The organism is Acinetobacter gyllenbergii (genome assembly GCF_001682515.1).
Classification (GTDB): Bacteria; Pseudomonadota; Gammaproteobacteria; order Pseudomonadales; family Moraxellaceae; genus Acinetobacter; species Acinetobacter gyllenbergii.
In genome coordinates, this window is sequence record NZ_KV575261.1 from 479,692 (window position 1) to 499,040 (window position 19,349).

Annotated in this window: 16 protein-coding genes; 4 read left to right on the forward strand and 12 right to left on the reverse strand. The window is 36.8% G+C overall.

From position 1 onward, the window contains the following. Positions 1 to 170: 170 nt before the first annotated feature. Positions 171 to 2,609 carry an ExeM/NucH family extracellular endonuclease gene (locus tag NG55_RS02505; protein ID WP_065342215.1) on the reverse strand — a complete coding sequence of 813 codons (2,439 nt, stop codon included), beginning with the start codon at positions 2,607 to 2,609 and terminating at the stop codon, positions 171 to 173. 182 nt (positions 2,610 to 2,791) lie between these two features. Here NG55_RS02505 and trmB point away from each other — a divergent pair, with 182 nt between their 5' ends. Then, on the forward strand, positions 2,792 to 3,508 hold the full coding sequence (trmB, locus tag NG55_RS02510) for a tRNA (guanosine(46)-N7)-methyltransferase TrmB (protein ID WP_004654068.1): 717 nt from the start codon (positions 2,792 to 2,794) through the stop codon (positions 3,506 to 3,508). A gap of 319 nt (positions 3,509 to 3,827) precedes the next feature. Here trmB and NG55_RS21195 read toward each other — a convergent pair whose 3' ends face one another. Together NG55_RS21195 and NG55_RS02520 are read right to left on the reverse strand one after the other, a co-directional pair. Continuing rightward, positions 3,828 to 4,025, reverse strand: a complete 198-nt coding sequence (locus NG55_RS21195; protein ID WP_016660685.1) for a hypothetical protein — start codon at positions 4,023 to 4,025, stop codon at positions 3,828 to 3,830. 209 nt (positions 4,026 to 4,234) lie between these two features. Next, the gene (locus tag NG55_RS02520) at positions 4,235 to 4,921 is read right to left on the reverse strand and encodes a Crp/Fnr family transcriptional regulator (RefSeq protein WP_081408948.1); all 687 of its coding nucleotides are present in this window, start codon (positions 4,919 to 4,921) and stop codon (positions 4,235 to 4,237) included. A gap of 297 nt (positions 4,922 to 5,218) precedes the next feature. Here NG55_RS02520 and add point away from each other — a divergent pair, with 297 nt between their 5' ends. After that, positions 5,219 to 6,208, forward strand: coding sequence for an adenosine deaminase (gene add / locus NG55_RS02525; protein ID WP_065342216.1), 990 nt, complete (start codon positions 5,219 to 5,221; stop codon positions 6,206 to 6,208). Positions 6,209 to 6,291: 83 nt separating this feature from the next. Then, positions 6,292 to 6,864 carry an HD domain-containing protein gene (locus tag NG55_RS02530; protein ID WP_065342217.1) on the forward strand — a complete coding sequence of 191 codons (573 nt, stop codon included), beginning with the start codon at positions 6,292 to 6,294 and terminating at the stop codon, positions 6,862 to 6,864. Positions 6,865 to 7,508: 644 nt separating this feature from the next. Here NG55_RS02530 and NG55_RS02535 read toward each other — a convergent pair. Both NG55_RS02535 and NG55_RS02540 read right to left on the reverse strand, forming a co-directional pair. Next, positions 7,509 to 8,216: a hypothetical protein gene (locus tag NG55_RS02535; protein WP_065342218.1), complete on the reverse strand. Its 708-nt coding sequence runs from the start codon at positions 8,214 to 8,216 to the stop codon at positions 7,509 to 7,511. Positions 8,217 to 8,428: 212 nt separating this feature from the next. Beyond that, on the reverse strand, positions 8,429 to 9,076 hold the full coding sequence (locus tag NG55_RS02540) for a hypothetical protein (RefSeq protein WP_065342219.1): 648 nt from the start codon (positions 9,074 to 9,076) through the stop codon (positions 8,429 to 8,431). 623 nt (positions 9,077 to 9,699) lie between these two features. Between NG55_RS02540 and NG55_RS02545 the strand changes: the two genes are divergently transcribed. Next, positions 9,700 to 10,230: a hypothetical protein gene (locus NG55_RS02545; protein ID WP_065342220.1), complete on the forward strand. Its 531-nt coding sequence runs from the start codon at positions 9,700 to 9,702 to the stop codon at positions 10,228 to 10,230. Here the strand turns inward: NG55_RS02545 and NG55_RS02550 are convergent. The 7 genes from NG55_RS02550 to NG55_RS02580 all read right to left on the reverse strand — a co-directional run bounded on the left by NG55_RS02550 (position 10,227) and on the right by NG55_RS02580 (position 19,316). Continuing rightward, positions 10,227 to 11,009: a tetratricopeptide repeat protein gene (locus tag NG55_RS02550; protein WP_065342221.1), complete on the reverse strand. Its 783-nt coding sequence runs from the start codon at positions 11,007 to 11,009 to the stop codon at positions 10,227 to 10,229. The two genes, NG55_RS02545 and NG55_RS02550, sit on opposite strands and share 4 nt — an antisense overlap. Positions 11,010 to 11,024: 15 nt before the next feature. Then, positions 11,025 to 11,774 carry a hypothetical protein gene (locus NG55_RS02555; RefSeq protein WP_023270223.1) on the reverse strand — a complete coding sequence of 250 codons (750 nt, stop codon included), beginning with the start codon at positions 11,772 to 11,774 and terminating at the stop codon, positions 11,025 to 11,027. Positions 11,775 to 11,776: 2 nt separating this feature from the next. Beyond that, complete coding sequence (locus NG55_RS02560; protein WP_065342222.1) at positions 11,777 to 14,908, reverse strand: type VI secretion system Vgr family protein; 3,132 nt, start codon at positions 14,906 to 14,908, stop codon at positions 11,777 to 11,779. Between the two features lie 87 nt (positions 14,909 to 14,995). Next, positions 14,996 to 15,769, reverse strand: coding sequence for a Rossmann-like and DUF2520 domain-containing protein (locus NG55_RS02565; protein ID WP_065342223.1), 774 nt, complete (start codon positions 15,767 to 15,769; stop codon positions 14,996 to 14,998). An 83-nt stretch (positions 15,770 to 15,852) separates the two neighbouring features. Next, positions 15,853 to 16,899, reverse strand: coding sequence for a hypothetical protein (locus tag NG55_RS02570; RefSeq protein WP_065342224.1), 1,047 nt, complete (start codon positions 16,897 to 16,899; stop codon positions 15,853 to 15,855). 181 nt (positions 16,900 to 17,080) lie between these two features. Next, complete coding sequence (locus tag NG55_RS02575) at positions 17,081 to 18,508, reverse strand: OmpA family protein (protein WP_065342225.1); 1,428 nt, start codon at positions 18,506 to 18,508, stop codon at positions 17,081 to 17,083. A 235-nt stretch (positions 18,509 to 18,743) separates the two neighbouring features. Next, the gene (locus NG55_RS02580; RefSeq protein ID WP_065342226.1) at positions 18,744 to 19,316 is read right to left on the reverse strand and encodes a hypothetical protein; all 573 of its coding nucleotides are present in this window, start codon (positions 19,314 to 19,316) and stop codon (positions 18,744 to 18,746) included. Positions 19,317 to 19,349: the final 33 nt, after the last annotated feature.

The following is a 19,349-nucleotide window of genomic DNA, read 5'->3' on the forward strand; positions in this document are numbered from 1 at the left end:
ACGTTCCTACGAAACTCGAGAACAGAAATAACTAAAATTTATAATCGCTTTCATGCTAAGAACATCTACACCACTACTATTAATGAATTTTTTTCTGCCTTGCAAGTTATATTCCGTGACGATTGATTAATTTATGAAAAAACAAACTAAACAATGTCACGGAAATCGGGTTATGCTCGACCAAAAAGCTTGCCTAACCACTCAAATAATGAGTTTAAAAATTCAACGATAATATTTTTCGGATTGTTTGGTTCAAGTTGCGAGTCCGAGCTTTTCATATCCAAATCTACAATCACAGGATCATGGTCCGAGGAACGATAAGCATCTGCCGAGAAGAACAAGGCCTTTTGCTCATCGGTTTTATATTCCTCGTTATAGTCCAATACTGTTGGCTCATCGGCATTGATATGCCATGCAAAGGTCTTGATTACACGTTTATACAGATTGGCATCGGCAATGGCATGATCAAGATTACCTGCACCGCCATAACCATCGGCATCACTCGCAACACCAAACACATAACTATACGCCTTATTGCCCTCACCGACTTTGCTGTCATTCAGCAAAACTTTGTAGTTGGCTTTCTCAAAGGTCAGGATCGGATCTTCTTTGGCATAACTGTTCATATCCCCCAAAAGCAAGATATTCGGATTTTTTACTTGAGTCGGATTCTTGGCAATCCATTGGGTGAGTTGCTCAACCGCTTTCACTCGGGTTGGGTTCCAACAGCCCTGCCCATCACGTTGATCCGCATCGAGAGAACTTTCATCGACACCTCGACAGCTCTTCGACTTAAGATGATTTGGAATCACGGTGAAGATTTGTCCGCCTTGTACAGGCTTGAAGGATTGTGCAATGATCGAACGGCTCTTATCGCCTAGGTCCAATACCGCAGGTTTATTCACTGGCTGTACACGTTTGCTGTTATAGATAATTGCAACTGCAATCACATCAGTACCCAACTGGTTCAAGCCTTCTGGAATTACATATTTCCAGTCTGGTCCTAAAGCTTTGGTGAGATTGGCAACTGCGCTGTCACTGCCATAACCATTATTGGCTATCTCCATCAGTCCATAAACATCTGCATCAATTGATTTTAATGCATTGACGATTTTGGCATGTTGCTTATCAAATTCAGCCTGACTATTGGCACCACGTTCGGTTGGGAAGCCGTTCTTACCATTGTCATAGTTCAAGACGTTAAATGCCGCAGCGCGAATATGCTTGCTTTGTTTAGCCGTAATAGTTGGGCGCGGATTAGTAGTGGTCACGACTTCTGGCAAGTTCGCCCCTGCAATGGGCTGTACACGCCAAGCATTAAAACGATATTCTAGAATCCCTTGTGCATTCTTTAACTGATAACCAGAACGTAATGTATTTAAAGCACTAAAGTTTTGTGGCAGCCATGGTGCGCGGTTTTGATTGTTATAACCATCATCAAAAATAATTTTTGAAAGTAGATTCTGCTGTGCTAAAGCTTTCGCTTCATTTGAAAGTGCAGGATAAAGATTGGTTGGAATGAATAAGCGACCAAGGCTTAGAGAAAGTTCACCATAACGACCAAAGTTATAATTTTCGCTTACCGTCAACGTTTGCGGTAATTTTACCAGCATGCCCTGATAGCGTTTCGGTGAGTTCCCCGCTGTATCAGTCAAACTGCTAAAGGGTAAGTTTAAATCCAATGGTTGAATCAACGATGCCATGTTCTGGTTACAGGTCTTAATATCCTGTTGTAACTGATCCAGTTGAAGTTGGTTTTGATAACTGGTTAAACGACCACGCAGAATTACTTCATCACCCACTTGCCCACCTTTGACTGCACTGCTCGCAGGTATATAGACGAAGATGGCATTGCTGACATTTGGCGTTGCTTTGCTGTCAGGGGTTTGTACATAAAAACCTGAGAAACCATTGCTATAACGGTAATCCGCTGTAATCACACCACGAATGGTGTAGTTTTGATTTTGAGTCGATTGCGCAAGACTGGCAATCGGCGTATCGCTACTGCTACAGCTGACTGCATCAACAGGTGGAGTGGTGGTTGAACCAGTTAAATTCGAAAAGTCATTACGATCTGTCCATGCCTGCCAAGACTGGTCAAGGTCAAATGGGCTGGTCGGGTCAACACTCACCACAGGATTGTCCGTTTGAATGCGCTTAAAGCTATTCGCAGTACTGAATACCGTTGTGCCCCAACCTGCCGTTGGACGCTCACCAATACGACCAAAACGATCTACAGGCGTACCGCGATACAGCAATACAATGGCATCGTCACCATTAAAAGATAATCCCGCAACTTGATTAACCTTATCGCCCAATTGCGCCTGTAGTTCTGAACGACCTATCAGGAATTTTTGTTTACTGGCTAGAGTTCCCTGTAATGGGAAGGTAACTGTTTTAACTGTGCCACCATTATTAAACTGCTGGATTTCATAATCAGCTAAATTCACCGTTGTGGCATCGGGGTTATAGATTTCCAGTCCTTTTTTATTGCTGCTGCCATCGACATATTGACTAAACATCAATTGTGCATGTGCAGCAGAAAAGATTGAAGATGCACCTAACAGACCTAAACAAATGGCGATCGAATGATATTTAAAATTGTTCATGGTTTTTTACTTAGTGTTAAAATTGTAATTAGGCTATGCAATTTCTGTGACAGCTACATGAAGTTTTTTTGACAAATTTTAAGCAATTTTAGAAATGACTGGCTAAATAAAATCACTTAAAGTTTGACTTGACCACCTGAACACTTAAAATACGGCATTTCTATATTTATATCTCCAGAATCATGTCAAACGATCAGTTAGAAACGCAAATTACGGAACTCGACAATTTGCCTGAGCACCGTGAAATTGTGACGTTTATGCGTCGTTCAGCTCCGCTCAATACTTCACAACGTACTGCTTTAGAAGATTATCGTGATTTAATTTTGGAATACCCTGTTGGTGATTTACGTCAACACTTTGAACATCCTGAACGTCCATTAACTGTTGAAATCGGTTTTGGTATGGGTCGCTCTTTGGTATTAATGGCAAAAGCCAATCCTGAACGTAACTTTGTCGGAATCGAAGTGCATGTGCCTGGTATCGCACAGTGTGTCTATGAAGCGGGTATGGCAGGTTTAAAGAACTTGTTTGTACTAGATGCCGATGCAATCCAAGTATTACGTGAAATGCCAGATAACAGTATTAACTGTGTACAGCTTTATTTCCCAGATCCGTGGCAGAAGAAGCGTCACTTTAAACGCCGCTTTGTGATTCATGAGCGTATGCAACTAGTTGAGCAAAAGCTTGAGTTGGGTGGTACTTTCCACTCAGCAACTGACTGGGAACCGTATGCAGAGTGGATGCTTGATATCCTAGATAATCGTCCTGATATGGAAAACTTGGCAGGTAAAGGCAATAGTTACCCTCGTCCAGAATGGCGTCCAGTGACTAAATTTGAGCGTCGTGGTCTGGAATCTGGTCATAAGATTAATGACTTTATCTTTAAGAAAATAAAGTAAAGAATCTTTATTGTCTTAGCAAACCCTCTTTTAAAAACAAACTATAGCATTAAATATCATATATTTAGTGCTATTTTATCATTCAGTCGTATTCAAAATATTGTTAGCAGCGCGATACATCTTTCTCAAAAACCGATCAAGAAAAAAATATCTTGAATTAGCCTCAAAGAATAAAACAGATTAAGGACATACTCCATTTGGAATATGTCCTATCATTGCCCTTCCAATCTCCCATAACCCAAGGACAGGGAGAATAAAAATAGCGAGAGCTAATAATATATAGGCTTATATCACCTTAATTTTAAAACAAATATAAGCATCAGGACACTAATAGTTGCCCTATTTCTAGGCTAGAATAACCTCGTTCTTTAAATATTAAAACGATCGCTTTTTTATAAGCTTCCGAGTGAGATGTTTTATATTTTGTGATCAGCTGAATTTCAGTATTCAGTTCCAGATCACTTTTTAAAGTCAATACTTCCGTAGAGATTGAGTCAAAAATCTTTAGCTTAAACATACAGGTGCTCTTTCGTTACGTTATAGCGGCCCGACTACAACAAACACCTGCCTAAGTTCAAAACTAGACACCCTTTTGATAAGGATTACAAATTTAAGAAATGTCTGCAATATACTCCTTAAATAAAGTGTAAATATTATTCAAGAAAACTGATCAATTCTGAAAATTAAAAATAGATCGTAATCGCTATCCAACCCTTCTCTTGTAGGTTAGAAAAAATCTGTCTTCTTGATTTCAAGCAGGTAATCACTATCCAGCACTTTCACTGTTTTATTTTTGAACTGAATAATGTTTAACTCCGCTAAATCTTTAAGAACACGATTGAGCTGTCGAGTTGAAATTCCAAGCATAGCGGCAATAGAATCACGTTTTTCTAACTGAATTACGGTTCCTTCAGCTTCAGCTCTAATTGCCAAGTACTTCCGTACTTTCACAAATGCAGGAAGTGATACGTTCGTCAGCAATTGAGTCGAAGCATATAGTTTTTTACTCAGGTGAGTACAAATAAAACGTAGAAAATTAGGGTCATTAAAACCATATTGCTGAATCTTACCCAAAGGTATTTCAAGAATATCTGCCTTTGAAATTGCCCTAACAGTACTCACCGTATACAGATCGATATCTAAAAAAAGCTCTAAGTCACCAATCACCGAGAATGCCTTTTCGATAGAAAATACAGCATAACTTCCATCTTGATGAAAATGTTCTACTTGCAACTTTCCATCCACCAGTAAGTAGAGATTATTTAATGAACTTCCTTGTGCAACAAGGTATTCACCCTCTTCTATTTGCTTTAATCGTAGATTTTCTAACAATGCTGGAGAGAAATAGTTACACAATGAAAATGTATCCACATAGTTCTGCATTAATTCATTTTTACTCATATTCTTCATCATTTACGACTCTTCTCTAGCCTGCGCATCTATCAGACATACACAGTTTCGCTCTATGTTTTAAGTTGACCTTAGGCATCCATGTGATAGAGCTAAATTATATTCTTCGGTCAGCACACTTTATCAAATATCAAAAAAGGGACATATGTCCTTTTTCTAATTTAAATTGAAACATAAGCTGTAGCACACCTCAAGAATAACGGTATTGTCATATCACAGTGAGACATGTATTGATTGATACTGATACAGCATCTGATGAAGCAATATTGAGCCCGTCACTCTTTGTAAATTGAGAGAAGTATGAATTTATTTGATTCTAAAAAATTAGCCAAGGTTGAGCTGCATGTTCATTTAGACACCTCCCTGAGCTATTATTGTGCGAGGCAAATTCTGCCAGATTTAAGACTAAAAACGTTTAATGACACTTTTATTGCCCCGAACAAATGTAAAGACCTAGGGGATTTTTTAAGTAAAATAGCGCCTACTCTGGATATTCTACAGACAAAATCAGCCATTGCGCTTGCAGTCGATGATCTATTTGATCAACTGAAGGCAGACAATGTTATTTATGCAGAACTTCGCTTTGCTCCCCTATTACATACACGACTAGGACTAACAGTAGAAGAAGTGACTGAAACAGTCCTAAAAGCAATGCAGCAAGCATCGGCATTATACAATATCAAAGCTGGACTACTTTTATGCACGCTCAGGCACTTTAGTTTTGAAGATAGTATGAAGACTGCAAAATTAGTGACTAACTTTATGAATGATGGCGTTGTTGGACTTGACCTAGCGGCTGACGAAGCACGGTATTCATTAGACAATCACATCGCAGCTTTTGAACATGTTAGAGGTATGGGCGGCAATGTCATAGCGCATGCAGGAGAAGCCAAAGGAGCTGATAGTGTTACCGAAGTGCTAGATAAATTAAGCGTAACTCGTATAGGCCATGGCGTACGTAGTATAGAAAATGATGCTGTCGTTGCAAGATTAAAGCAGCAAAATATATTACTTGAAGTATGCCCAAGCAGTAATATCGTATGTGATGTTTTTGAAAACATTGAAAAACATTCAGTCGATAAGCTTAAGCAAGCTGGTGTAAAGCTCAATATTAATACGGATGCTCGAACGGTGGCGAATACAACTTTAAATCAAGAATATCAATTATTACATGATCGGTTTGGTTGGCAGGATGAAGACTTCATACAAACCAATATTGATGCTTTAAATGCAAGTTTTATCTCAGCAGAAAGCAGAGAAAAATTGCTGCAATTAGTTCAAATATATTAAACCAGACCTTACAACTATTTTTAATACCTCTATAACCTTGTGAACGTAGAGTTCTATCATTTTGAAAATAACAGGAAAGCTGAATGAATACCGACATTATTAAAGGTCGTTTACTCTTTTTAAAAGAAGCTGAAAATCTAAAAAATATCATGCGTTCATCCCACACGTCTAATGGCCGAAATGAGAGTACTGCTGAGCATACGTGGAGACTTGCCTTATTAGCACTGGTATTTGAAGATGAATTGACATACCTCGACTTTTCAAGAGTCTTAAAGATGTGTCTTGTTCATGATTTGGGCGAGACAATTCATGGTGATATTCCTGCGATCGAAAAGCAAAATCATCCTGATAAAAATGCCCAAGAACGTAATGATCTCTTATTCCTTACCCAGTCATTAGATGATCCGCTAAGAAGCTCGCTACTTGGACTGTGGGAAGAATATGAGGCTGGTCAAACGCAAGAAGCAATTGCTGTAAAAGCATTAGATAAGTTAGAAACGATTTTACAGCATAACCAAGGCATTAATCCCGATGATTTTGATTATGAGTTTAACCTTACTTATGGTGAGAAATATACGAACAAACATCCTTTGTTTAAAAGTATCCGTGCACTCTTAGATACGGAAACAATGCAAAAAATAAATACTGGCTATTAATAGACAACATTTATTTGACTAAATTCTCTATAAAACTTACTACCGTAAATTTCCTTATAGATACAACAATTAAAGCACTGAATATTAAGCTTAAATTTCAAACATTTTCAGTATAATAATTAAGGATTTTTACACCCAATTAAAGATTGATTAAAAGTTAAAATATGATTTATTTGTTATTTCCCACATACTCAACTAATCCACTTAAATTTTGGTTAGCATGACTTCTAATATAACAATTAAATGCAATGTTATATTGAGCTTCAACATACTCATTGTCTACTGCAACTTGCAACAAACGAGTGCTTGAATTGATTCTTTAAAACGCCCTTCCTTACTCACAACAAAGCTCTACTTGGTTTTATGACTCAATATCACTTACAGTTTGGCATCTTTTAATAACTATCAAAAAGTTCCACTGAGATCTGTTTGAACTCCATCACAAGCTTATAATCGAGCTGCTACAACCATCTGGACTCTATAAAGCCTGATTACACATAAAAAATCTAAAATAATTTCACTCTCTCCTATTTTGGATTTAAATGCATATAATATTTCAACCTAACATTGTAAACTACAGAAGGGCTACCCCTCATTGCCATTTCGATAAAACAGTCTTAATTTCAGCATAGCTGTTGAGGAACTTAGTTGTGTAGGTTTCTCATACTTTCATCATCTTCATATTTTTTTAAGAAATAATATGGAAAAATCACATGTAACCTCATATTGATTATTATAAAGCAAGAAATGAATAAAAAAACACCTGGCAAAATAGAAGACTCATAAGCAGGGGAAATTTTTAAAAAACCATTCATCGTAAAGACAAATGCAATCTGCGAAATAACAATTGCAGCAATAACAGACAAATTGCTAGTTTTATACTTATGTTTACTAATTAAAAAAAAGAAATCATATAGTTCGATGTCATCTTTTGAAAAAAAAGCCTCATCTAAAAGACTCCAATACGTATTAGAGCGCAACTCGATCCTATTATAAAACCAAATAAAAACAAACAAAACAAAATAAATAAAAATATAACCAAAAAAATAAAAATCACCCAAATCTAAAGCAACCAACAAAGAGAGAAGAAAAAAGCAAAAGGAACTCAGATAGCAACTTAAATAACGATGACGAGCATAATCCAAGATGCTAGACTTACTTTTGACTCTTATATAAACACAAAATGAAAAATAAAAAACAAAAGCTAATGTTAGTAGAAAATTAATTAAATCCGAATTCGCAGAAATTGATGAAAAAAATATTAAAAAAGTTAAAAACCCTAACACCAAATTCATAATAAAATGATTTTTAACAAAATATTTACAATCAAAACCAGACAATTTCAAAGACATTTAAAACCCTTAACTACAAACCTAAATAATAATTCCCAACTTAATTTAATCAACTAATTTCCCTGGTTAATCATATCACACAAATATTCCCTAGCAGAACTATGCAAGCTATTGAAAGAAATAAGATATTATTTTTTACTAAAAAAATTAAAACCCAACATCCTATTACTTAAAGCTCTTCTAAAACCCTTATCACGCTAAGTTCAAAAAGGTTAATTAGAAAGTAATCTTTTAAAAAAAATTAGCCTTTTAAAGGTATACTCCCATAGTATTAAAAACAAAAGAACCAAGGCATACACAACAAAACCAACCTTCCACCCCATTGCAATATTATCCACATCAAAATAACTTTTAAATTTAAAAATAAAGAAGTATGGCCCAACTACGAACATATATAAAACATAAACCATAGTAAATATTTCAAGCCCCACACCCCAAACCTTACCATATTTAAGTTCAAATTCACTTGAAAAATCATCATAATTATTATCAACAATCACCAAACTATCTTTCGAGAATTCTATTAAAATCCCCTCCAACTTAATTCTGAAAACAATATAATCCAAAATAATATATATAAAAATTGGAAAAAGAACAAATATGGCATGACCCTTCAAAGACAAAACCAGGGTAAAGGCAGAAAAAGCAAATAAAAGAAAAGCATTTAATGTGATATACATAAAGTATTTTTGACCACTCACACCTAACGCAGCTCTTCCTTGTAAAGTAAAAAGCACACCAAAAAATAAAAATATGAATAAACAAAAAATAAAATTTGAAAAAATATAAATAAAACTCAGGGAAATAACAAATATTAATAAAGCAAGAAAAGATTTATGAATCAGTTCATATTTTTTCATTTTATTTCCAATTCCATATGCAGCTAAAAACAATAGATTTAAGTTTCTGCACAATCATTAAAACCATCCTAACTGATCAAAAATTGTGATTAAAAATGTAGTTTCCAAAACCTTCTCTATAATTTTATTTGACTCCCCACTCAACATTACTAACAACCTATACTCCCTTCTTCAAAAATAATATTAGTCAATCAAAAAATTATAATTACAATTATAAGCATCCGTCTGTTGAGAATCCAACAAGAGCTAGGTCTGAAACTAAAAAGGTATTGTGCAGTTCCTCTTCAACAAATACGTATGATAGACTCAATATTGTAAGAGCAACCCCCAGAATCAAATGAAGAGAATAAAATGACTTATCGTTTGTATAGAGTACGCTGTGTCACCAATATTCAACAGTCTGTCAAGTAGCTTCAGGTCGTATATGAACCATCCGAATTGTGTTCATAGTTTGCCACAATAAATAATTCTGCATCAGACATTGATTAATCCCCCTAAAATTCTTAAGAAATTCATAAGTAATAAATCCAGGATGTTCCTTTCGAGACCTAACTAACACAATAAAACAATAAGTTGAAAAAAAATTGATAAAATCATGTATTTACATTGCCTACTTTTTTTAAATGAAAAAAACAGTATTATATACAATAATTACTTTATTTTTACTCCTCTCAGCTAGCTTACTATTTCTCTGTATTAAAAATACATTATTTAGTTTCACACATAAAAACTGGGTGAAGCTAGACAAATTTGAAATTATAGAATCAGAAGTTTACTGTTCACACAAACCATTTTATAGAGGTATTAATAGAGCAGCATACCGCTCTATAAAATATAAATACACTATAGATAAAAAAAACTACTATATTAATGAGGATAAAATTTTCAACTATTATAGAACAAGTTTTTTTGAGTCGTGTGAAAATTTAAAAAATAAAAACACACAACTATGGAATAACCACAAAAAGAACGGAGATATAAAAATTTATATATCCAAAGAAAATAATATAGGGGAAATACATATTAATGAAAACCAAATTAGTTTAAAAACATCTTGGTTATCATTAATAGTTCTAGAGCTACAGGGAATCATTATAACCATTTCTGCACTTATTTTATGCACATTTTTATACTTATTTATAAAAAAAAATTAATCTTCCAATTGCATTAATGCTGCTCCAGCTTCTTCAATACCATTATCATAAGCTTTTTTGAACCAATACTTAGCTTTTTCTATATCATTAAAGTTATGTTGATATATATAAGCTAAATTAAATTGCGCTTGAGGAAAATTTTGTTCTGCTGCTTTAGTATATAATTCCAATGCTTTTTTCTCATCTTTAGGTAATCCATCACCATTAAAATAAGCATTAGCTAAATTGAATTGTGCTTGAGGAAAGTTTTGTTCTGCTGCTTTAGCGTATAGCTCTAATGCTTTAGCCTCATCCTTAGGTAATCCATCACCATTTAAATAAGCATTAGCTAAATTAAATTGTGCTTGAGGAAAGTTTTTTTCTGCTGCTTTAGAATATAGCTCTAATGCTTTTGATTTACTTACTGGCACAAAATTTCCATGAGCATACATTAACCCTAAGTTGTATTCAGCTTCAGGAAAGTTTTGTTTCGCCGATTTACCAAACCAAAAAAAAGCTTTTTCGTAGTCTTGTTTTGTACCTAGCCCCTCAAAATACATACTAGCTAAATCATTTTGAGCTTCAGCTAAGCCCATATTAGCGGCTTGCTCAATCAATTGAAAAGCTTTTTGATAATCTTGCGACACTCCTTTACCTAAATAATATTTTTCACCATTTTGGTAAATTTTTTCTGCATTTTGTGAAACTGTTACAGATTCAACTGTAGGTTTAGAACAAGCTAAAAGAACTAAAGGATTAAAACCTAATAAAATAAAAACTGTTAAAAACTTTAATTTCATATAAAAACCTTGTAATTAATCTGCACCAATTACATGCCATTCTAGCATAGGATCTTTTTTAATTTCTATTGCCTTCCTTTTTTCCTCAGCAGCTTTATCTTGCTCATCCATTATATCAATCGCTTTAATAATACCTTTAGCTACTTCTACAGCAGGACCAGTTTCTCCAACGGCTGTACCTACTTTGTCACCTACATACTTTCCACCATAGTTAAATGCTATATAACAAGCTGTACCTGCTATAGCGACTCTCTTCGGATCTAATTTTTTCACTGCAAACTTTGTACATTTCCCTGCAGCAGCCAAACCCGCAGTTTCGCCACTTTTTGATAAAATCATTGTCGAAGATTTTGATGCGAGAGCTTTCGCATCTTTTTGCTTTATTGCCACAACAATCTCTGCAGCATCCCCAACATTTCCTAACATTCCACCAACTTTATCAACTTTACCAGCCACTTTTCCAATATTTGTAACTTTAGTGTGCTTATTTCCCTGAAATACTCTATTTGTTTCTGGATTATGAGAATACATTTTAATTTTTTTTAAGTTTTCTAGACTAAATCCTGGGGAATTTTTAGAGTGTAAGACGCCCCATGCAAAGTTATTCTTTTCTACTACTTTCGTACCTGTTGTCAAATAACCCAACCAATCAGAAGCTGTTTGACTTGCACTAGCTGCATCTTTTACATCTTCAGCCGAAATTACAAGTACAGATCTACCATTCTGGTTCTTCATCTGCTGATCTTTTTTAGACTCATCCACCATTTTTAATTCTCTCCTTCATTGAATGATGTTTCTTCTGAATAATTACTTCGTCTATAAGCTCCCTTTTCCTCAGAATCTTGAAACAAATCTATATCTTTTAAAATTTTAGGGCTAATCAATGTAATTTCTCTTACATAATTATTCTCAATTCTAATAATAGGCTTAAACTCATTATCAATAATACTTTTTACTGAAAGTAAAGGAAAATTAACATTAGGACATTTAAAGACAGCCTCACCATTTTTATCAGTTGTGCCTGTTAAAATAATCTTATTATTTTCATCACTCAACTGAAATATTAAATTAGGAATAGCTGCACCTAAAAAGTCTAAAAATTGAATAAAAGTATTCTCATCTTTGCTTCCTCCAAAATTTTCAATATAGTAATGCCACTCATCTCCTCCAATTAAGATTTTAACTTTTTCTTTTTCATGCGATCTTATTCGATCAGTTCTACCATATTGATCAAGCGTCCCCTTTTTAACTTTCCCATTATTATGCAATATTGAATATTCGATATTTTTTAATTCCGACTGCTTAAAGAGATTAAAAACATCCAATTTATTACTATAAGCATATTGAATGTTTGGCAATTCAGGTAAAATATAATTTGACTTCGCACCGCCCATAAACAAATGCTGCCCTGCCTTCACCTCAAACTTGCCACTGGTCACAGGGAAAATCCCTGAGCCATTCAGCTTAATCTGAGAACCACCCGCAGTAATCACAATCTCTTTGGGGCTGGTGATTTCAATACGGTCTTCAGTCGAAGTAATTTGTATGCCTTGCTTGGCAAGTAAATCCATGCCATCCCCTTGGGCCTGAACTTCAAACTTGCCTTTGGCTGCGACTTGTTTAATGCCATTTTGTGCGGCAAACAGACTGGCTTTACCACTCACATGTGCCACCAGATTTTTTTGGGTGCTTAGATTAATACTATCGCCTGCAAACTGGTTAATCTGTCCATCCGCAGAGAGATGAATATCTTCATTGCTACTTAAACCAATGCCCGCAGGTGAGCTAAGCAACAACATCGCCTTATTAAATTTGGCAATATCAGATTCAATTTCTTCCGCAAATTCTTTGAGTTGATCCAGCGATTCTATTTCATCGGTCTGTTGGTTCTTGGCAACTTCACTTAAGGCTTTGGCATTGTTTTGATTGCCCTCAAGCTGCTGTTTAGCAACTTGTGCATCCAGATGTTCACCTTGGGCTTGATCCTGTTTATAGGTGGAAACGAGAAGACCTTCGCCTGCCCGTACTGCACCCCATTGGTCGGTGCGTAGCTCAAAACCTTCACCGCGGTCTTCACTTTCAGCCTTGTCTTTGGGATGGCTGAGTTTACCCAGATTCAGTTGGCTGGCGGCATGGCTGCTTTGCAACTGGGCGCTGATCTGTCCTGTGGTGTCATCAAAGCGCAGTTGGTTAAAGCCTTCGCCCTGATATTCTTTCGATTTGATCCCTGCCAGTTTCTTGGTGTCTGGCAGCTTACCTACATGATCAAACTTGGTTGGGCTACGCAGGCCTTCATGAATTCTTCCCACCACAAATGGACGGTCAATATTGCCATCAAAGAAGTCAATCACCACAATCTCACCAATCCTCGGTAACAAGCGTGCACCATAGCCTTCACCTGCCCAAGGGGTCAGTACATCAACCCAAGCTGAATCGGTGTCATTGTCATTGGCACCCGCACCACCATCGTGGCTATGGTCGTCATTCCGAGTGAAGAGAAAACGGACTTTAATCCGCCCCCATTCATCCACATGAATTTCTTCGCCGCTTGGCCCAACCACTTTGGCTCGTTGCGGTGAGGCTATTGGGCGGTGTTGTAAGGGATTAAATTCAGGTACGGTTTTAATGCTGCGGCGTTGTAGTGTCAGTTGATTGGCTTGGCGTTCTTCTGAGTTATTAGATTGAGTGGGTTGCCAATTACTTTGTGCTAATAATTGATTGATCTGTTGATGTAGATCTTTGGGCAAATTGTTTTGGTTATAAAAGTTTTTGCCTGTAATCAGGAATTCTTTATCGCTGCCAGCATGTTGATCAATTTCAGGATGCTCAGCCAATTCAAACCAGTAACCCACATGCGTGTCGCGCACGGTAGTATGGGCTGTAAATTGCTTGGATTGTAAGTCGTAATATTGACCGAGATTCTGATTCAGTTTTTCAATTTGTGCATTGCCCGATGCGGTTGCACCATCTTCACCATTCAGGTCTTGCATCCATGCCGGTGAGAAATGCCATGCCTGTTCCAGCCCTAAACTGGCATTGTCATATTGAGCACTGTGTTTATGTGTGCTCTGCACACTGCCTGCGCCATCTTCTTGTTCCAGTACATCCGCTTGCCAACGTTGTACATGCACGCTGCTCGGTTGTAAGCTGCGTTGCCCGACCAAACTGGTCATGCTGTCATATTGCTCTGTCGCACTGCTGCGGTGGTAACGAATCGTTCTTCTGTCTAGCGCTTGGTATTGGCTATTGTCATCAATCAAGCGTAGTTTTTGCGGCTGAATCGCGGCACTGCTTTGCGGAACGATTCGCTCGGCTTCATCAATTAACCAGCTAATCCCTTCGCTACGCATCAAAGATGTTAAAAATGCTTCATCTGATTGATTATATTGCATAATAAAAGGACGGATATCATAGTTCTGGCTGAGTCCGCTTAAGTCCAAAGTTAAGCTTGACGCAAATAAGGAACTCTTTTGCTGCCACTCCTTGAAGATAAGTTGCACGACATCAGGCACGCTCTTGTTCATAAACACGCGGCTGTTACGACGTTGTTTCCACAGTGCGGTGGGATCTTCTAAAGTCAGCTTATAGACAGTTAGGCTACCATCCGATTGCCCTTGTAAGGCTTGAGTAATAATCCCTGTGACACGGGTCAATTGTCCATTATCGGTCACCGTATCAATTGCCGCTTGGCTACCAATAAATTGTTTGAGTGGAATGGTTGCATTGGTTGATAGGCAAATTAATTCTGCCTTAAATCCGTCATTCAGTTGATGCTGTCCATCAATACGCTGTAGGAAGACTTGAGTATTTAAATCTTGATTGGAAAACTGAATATGGATTGCACGTTTTTGTGCTGTAAGGCCGAGACTCTCTAAAGCTTGAAATATATTAGCCAACATCTTTTTATATAGAATTGAATCAAATTTTAGTCATGGTATACAAAACAGACTGATTTGTCTATTTTGTATACTTATTGTTAAATTAATTTAATGATGGCGTTTTAAAATAGATTCACTGATAAGACCATAGATATGCTGCAAGTCTGGACGATTAGAATCTGCTAATAACTGGCTATGCATACTTAATATATTTTGGTCACCGCGCATCGCAGGGCCTGTCTGCATATCCTTGGGATTATTGGCTGTGGCTTTATTTGCGGTCTCTAAAATCAGTGGATAGAGCAAACTAAAATCAACCTGCTCTGCATCAACGATCTGCTTCGCCATGTCATAACAATAATTACTAAAATTACAAGCAAATACCGCTGCTAAATGCAAGGTCAAACGTTGTGTAGAACTATATTGATAGACACGTTGGCTTAAACTGTTGGCTAATTCGGTTAATAAGGTTAAGTCCTGTTGCTGTACTGCCTCAACAAACAAAGGGGTGTCTGCCCAATTCACATTCCTTTCCATACTAAAGGTTTGCAAAGGATAGAACACACCCGCGCGTGGATGTCTTTGTTCCAGGACTGATAAAGCAGTGCTCCCCGAGGTATGTACAATCAGATTTTCAGGGAGATATGGCGCGATCGAATCAATCACGCTACGAATCACCTGATCACTGACTGCAATAATCACTAAATCGGTTTGCTCATCTAGCTGCTGCTCATCATCAATTGCTTGGGCACTGACTTGGTCTGCAAGGGTCTGAGCATGTTGTAGATTCCGACTCAAGATTTGCACAATCTGATGCCGCAATTGCAATACTTTGGCTAAATGGGTTGCAACACGACCTGCCCCAATCAATGTAATTCGCATAATATTTATCTTAAAACCATCGCTGTGCTAAGCATGCCAATAAAAAAAGGACGAATCAATTCGTCCTTCTAGTTGTTGCTTACTTAATTGACATTATTGAGATAGACAATGCGCTCAATAGTACGTTGGGTGAAACACTTGGTGTACTGCATATCTTGGTCTTGTTGACGCATCGCATCATTCCAATAGCGTGATTGCTTTTGATAGGTTTCCAAATCTTTTTCTGGAATGTCAGATACATGCTTCTGAGCAAGTACTTTACAATCGACATCACGTTTTTCAAACCAATCAGACTGGTCTTGCTGCAACTGTGCTTTCTGCTCTGGGCTAAACTTGTCCCACGTTTGGTTTAAACGCTCAACTTGTTGTGCTTTTTCAGCATCCAACTCTTTTTTGCGAATATCCATTGCTTTTTGAGCCAAACCCATTTGAGCCGATTCTTCTGCATCATATTGCTGCTGAGCTTGTTCATTGCTTTGTTCAATCAGGCGATTTTCTTTTAAATAGGCTACATATTGCACAGCTTTGGTCGCCATAAAGACCACACCATCAATCACTGTATTTTGATCAGGGATATTGAATACTAAACCATCTTTATCAGTCTTGGTAATGTCATAGAAGAAACTACCTTTGAGCTTGTCATCTTCTAAAGTCAATGAATATTCATTATCTGCAAAATAATCACCTAAAGTACTGGCACTATAATCGCCTTCACACTCTTCACAATTTTTCTGCTGCTCAGCGTAGGCATTTTCCGCACGCTTTTGTAAGCCTTTTGGAAATTGAACAATTAACTGACTTTCACAGCTTAATTGTGTTTTTGATGTTTGTTCACCTTCTGCTGTATCCAACGTACGCACATTTTTAATTTCGAATTTTAGACCTTTGTTGATTTTATCCAAAACATCATAATCTGCCTGATACTGACTTTCTCTGAGGCTACGCTCGATTTGCTTTAAATAGTCTTTTTTGAGTGCCGCTTGAATATTATTCAAGTTATCTTGATTGGTACAGCTCCACTCTGCGACTGCCGCATCGGTATTTTCAACTTTATCTTTCGGTTTGAACTTATCACATCCTGTTAATAACACAGCTGCGGTTAATGTTGTGAATATCAAAAACTTATTCATATTAATACTCTATTATCTTGTTTTTCGAGCGTATTCTACTCAATTTAAATCTATACTTTCGAGTCTTTTATTTGATTTTATTTAAACAACGTCATTTAAAATGATATTTACTCAAATAAATAATTAAAATAAAAGGAGTTATTTTCTCAATAACTCCTTTAAAACTTCAACAAAGCATCAATTAAGGACTAATTGAAAACTCAATTCGACGATTTTTAAAGCGCCCTTCCTCAGTTGTATTATCTGCAACAGGGTTATCAGCACCATGTCCCACCGCTGTGAGTTGAGCAGCATCTACACCTTGACCAACTAAATAATCGACCACAGCCTGTGCACGTTTTTGTGACAGCGTTTTATTGCTATTGGCATTACCTGTCGAATCGGTATAGCCCGCAACGGTTAGTTTTGCGTCTTTGGTATTTTTCATTAAGCCAGCGGCTTTATCCAAAATGGCTTTGTTTTCATCTGGAATCTGATTAGATCCCGTTGAGAAATTAATAATCTGTAGATTAAGTGCTTTAATCACAGCATTAATATCAACCTGATTGGCATCAATACTCGCCAATGCATCTTGTGCTGCATTTAGACTATTACTTACCGAATCAGCAGCACTCACAGGTGCTTCGACAACCACCTCGGTATTTGGTACTAATCCTTTGATCTTGCCAAGCAACTCATTGAGTTTAACTGCATCTGTACCTTTTAAGGTGATCTTATCACCGACCCATTCCAAGGAAACATTTGGAACCCCTTTAAGCAATCCCAACACACCTGCAAGTCCTGCTTTATCAGTAAACTTGCCTGCATGTGTTGCAGCCGTACCAGCAGTATCTACCATACAATCCTGAGTAGAAGAAAAAATTTCTTTGACCTTGGCCTGAATGCTGGCCAAAAATCCTTGATCACCCACCATAACCTGACACTGTGCAAGATGACCACTGGCATCGGTGGTTAATGCTAAACTCGCTGGTGCAATGACTGTACCAACCTGTGATGCTGGAGAATCCGCATTATTTACAGGCACTTCCATTTGTTTATGTTGACATGACTTCCACAGCCATGCGACCAGAAGAGCCAAAATAATCAGCGCCACAATCGGTAACCATGCACGTGATTTAGTTGCTGCACCTGCTGCTGTATTATTTGCCAAATTTGATACAGAGGCTGAAGCACTTGAAACCAGCCCTAAAGGCGCAAGTAAACCGACCGCCCATGCAGGTAACAGAGCACGAATTGAATCGGCATGCTGTTTTAAATAATTGACAATACTTTGGGTATCGTTGCCGGCTTCACTGGTTAAAGCAGCAAGGCTGATCGGAATCGACTGATTTAAAGTTTGTTCTGCTTCAGCTGTGGAAAGCTGACCGCTAGCAAGATTGGATAATAAAGTATTTTTAACTTGATCATTATGACCAAATAAATCGAATAATGAAGGTGAAATCGACTCTTTTAGTTTCTGAATCAGTTCAGGTTTTGCGGCTAAAATCGAAAGAAAAATCGGGTAAAACTTAGATAACAGCGCACTTTTTTCGTTCGCCAATCCGTCTTGACCATTCACAAGCACAGAAGTCACTTTCTGCTTTAACAGTTCTATTGGGTTTATTGACATTGTTATTCTCTCCAACACATTAAATTTATAATATTCAGATCGCTTAAGAAAAATGCGAAGTACAAGCAAACTGATGCATTTTCATTCTAAACATTTGTGTATTTTTTATTCGTTTTTATATCATTTAAATACAATACTTACATCACAGTTTACAAAACATCTGTTTGCCATGATGCTAGCTAGCACGAAATCAATTACAAAGTGATCCAGCGCAATACCATCTAAATGACAGATTTTATTTACTTAAATGATAAAGAAAGAGCAAAGAAAAGCTGGCAAAAACCAAAGTTAAAAAAGGAAATAATTTATAGGATTTCTTTTCTATTGGCTCTTCTGCAGGTGCTATGACTTCTTCCAATACGGGCTCAGGTTCAGGAACTTCATTTAAATGTAGCAATACCTCATCTGACCAGTTTGGCAATAAGGCATGAATAGACTGTTTATGTTCACGGAGATAATGAATAATGCTGATCGCATCATTTCCGACCTCATTTGAAAGCACAGCTAAGCTTTTAGGAATGGCCCGATTTAATGTAATTTCAACTTCAGCCACAGCAACTTTGCCTGCCGCCAATCTCAACAACAATTCATTTTTTACACGTTCATTTTGCTCTAATAAATCAAAAATAGAGGGCGTAAGTTTTTCTTTTAATTGATCAACCAATTCAGGTTTTTCTAAAAAACGATGTAAAAAAATAGGATAAAATCTTGATAAAACATCATTTTTTTCATTTACCAAACAAGTTTGATCATTGACAATAATAGAGGATACCTTTTGCTTAAGTAACTCCATTGGATTAATAGCCATATGATTTAGCTCCAATTATTTAAACTGTTTAAT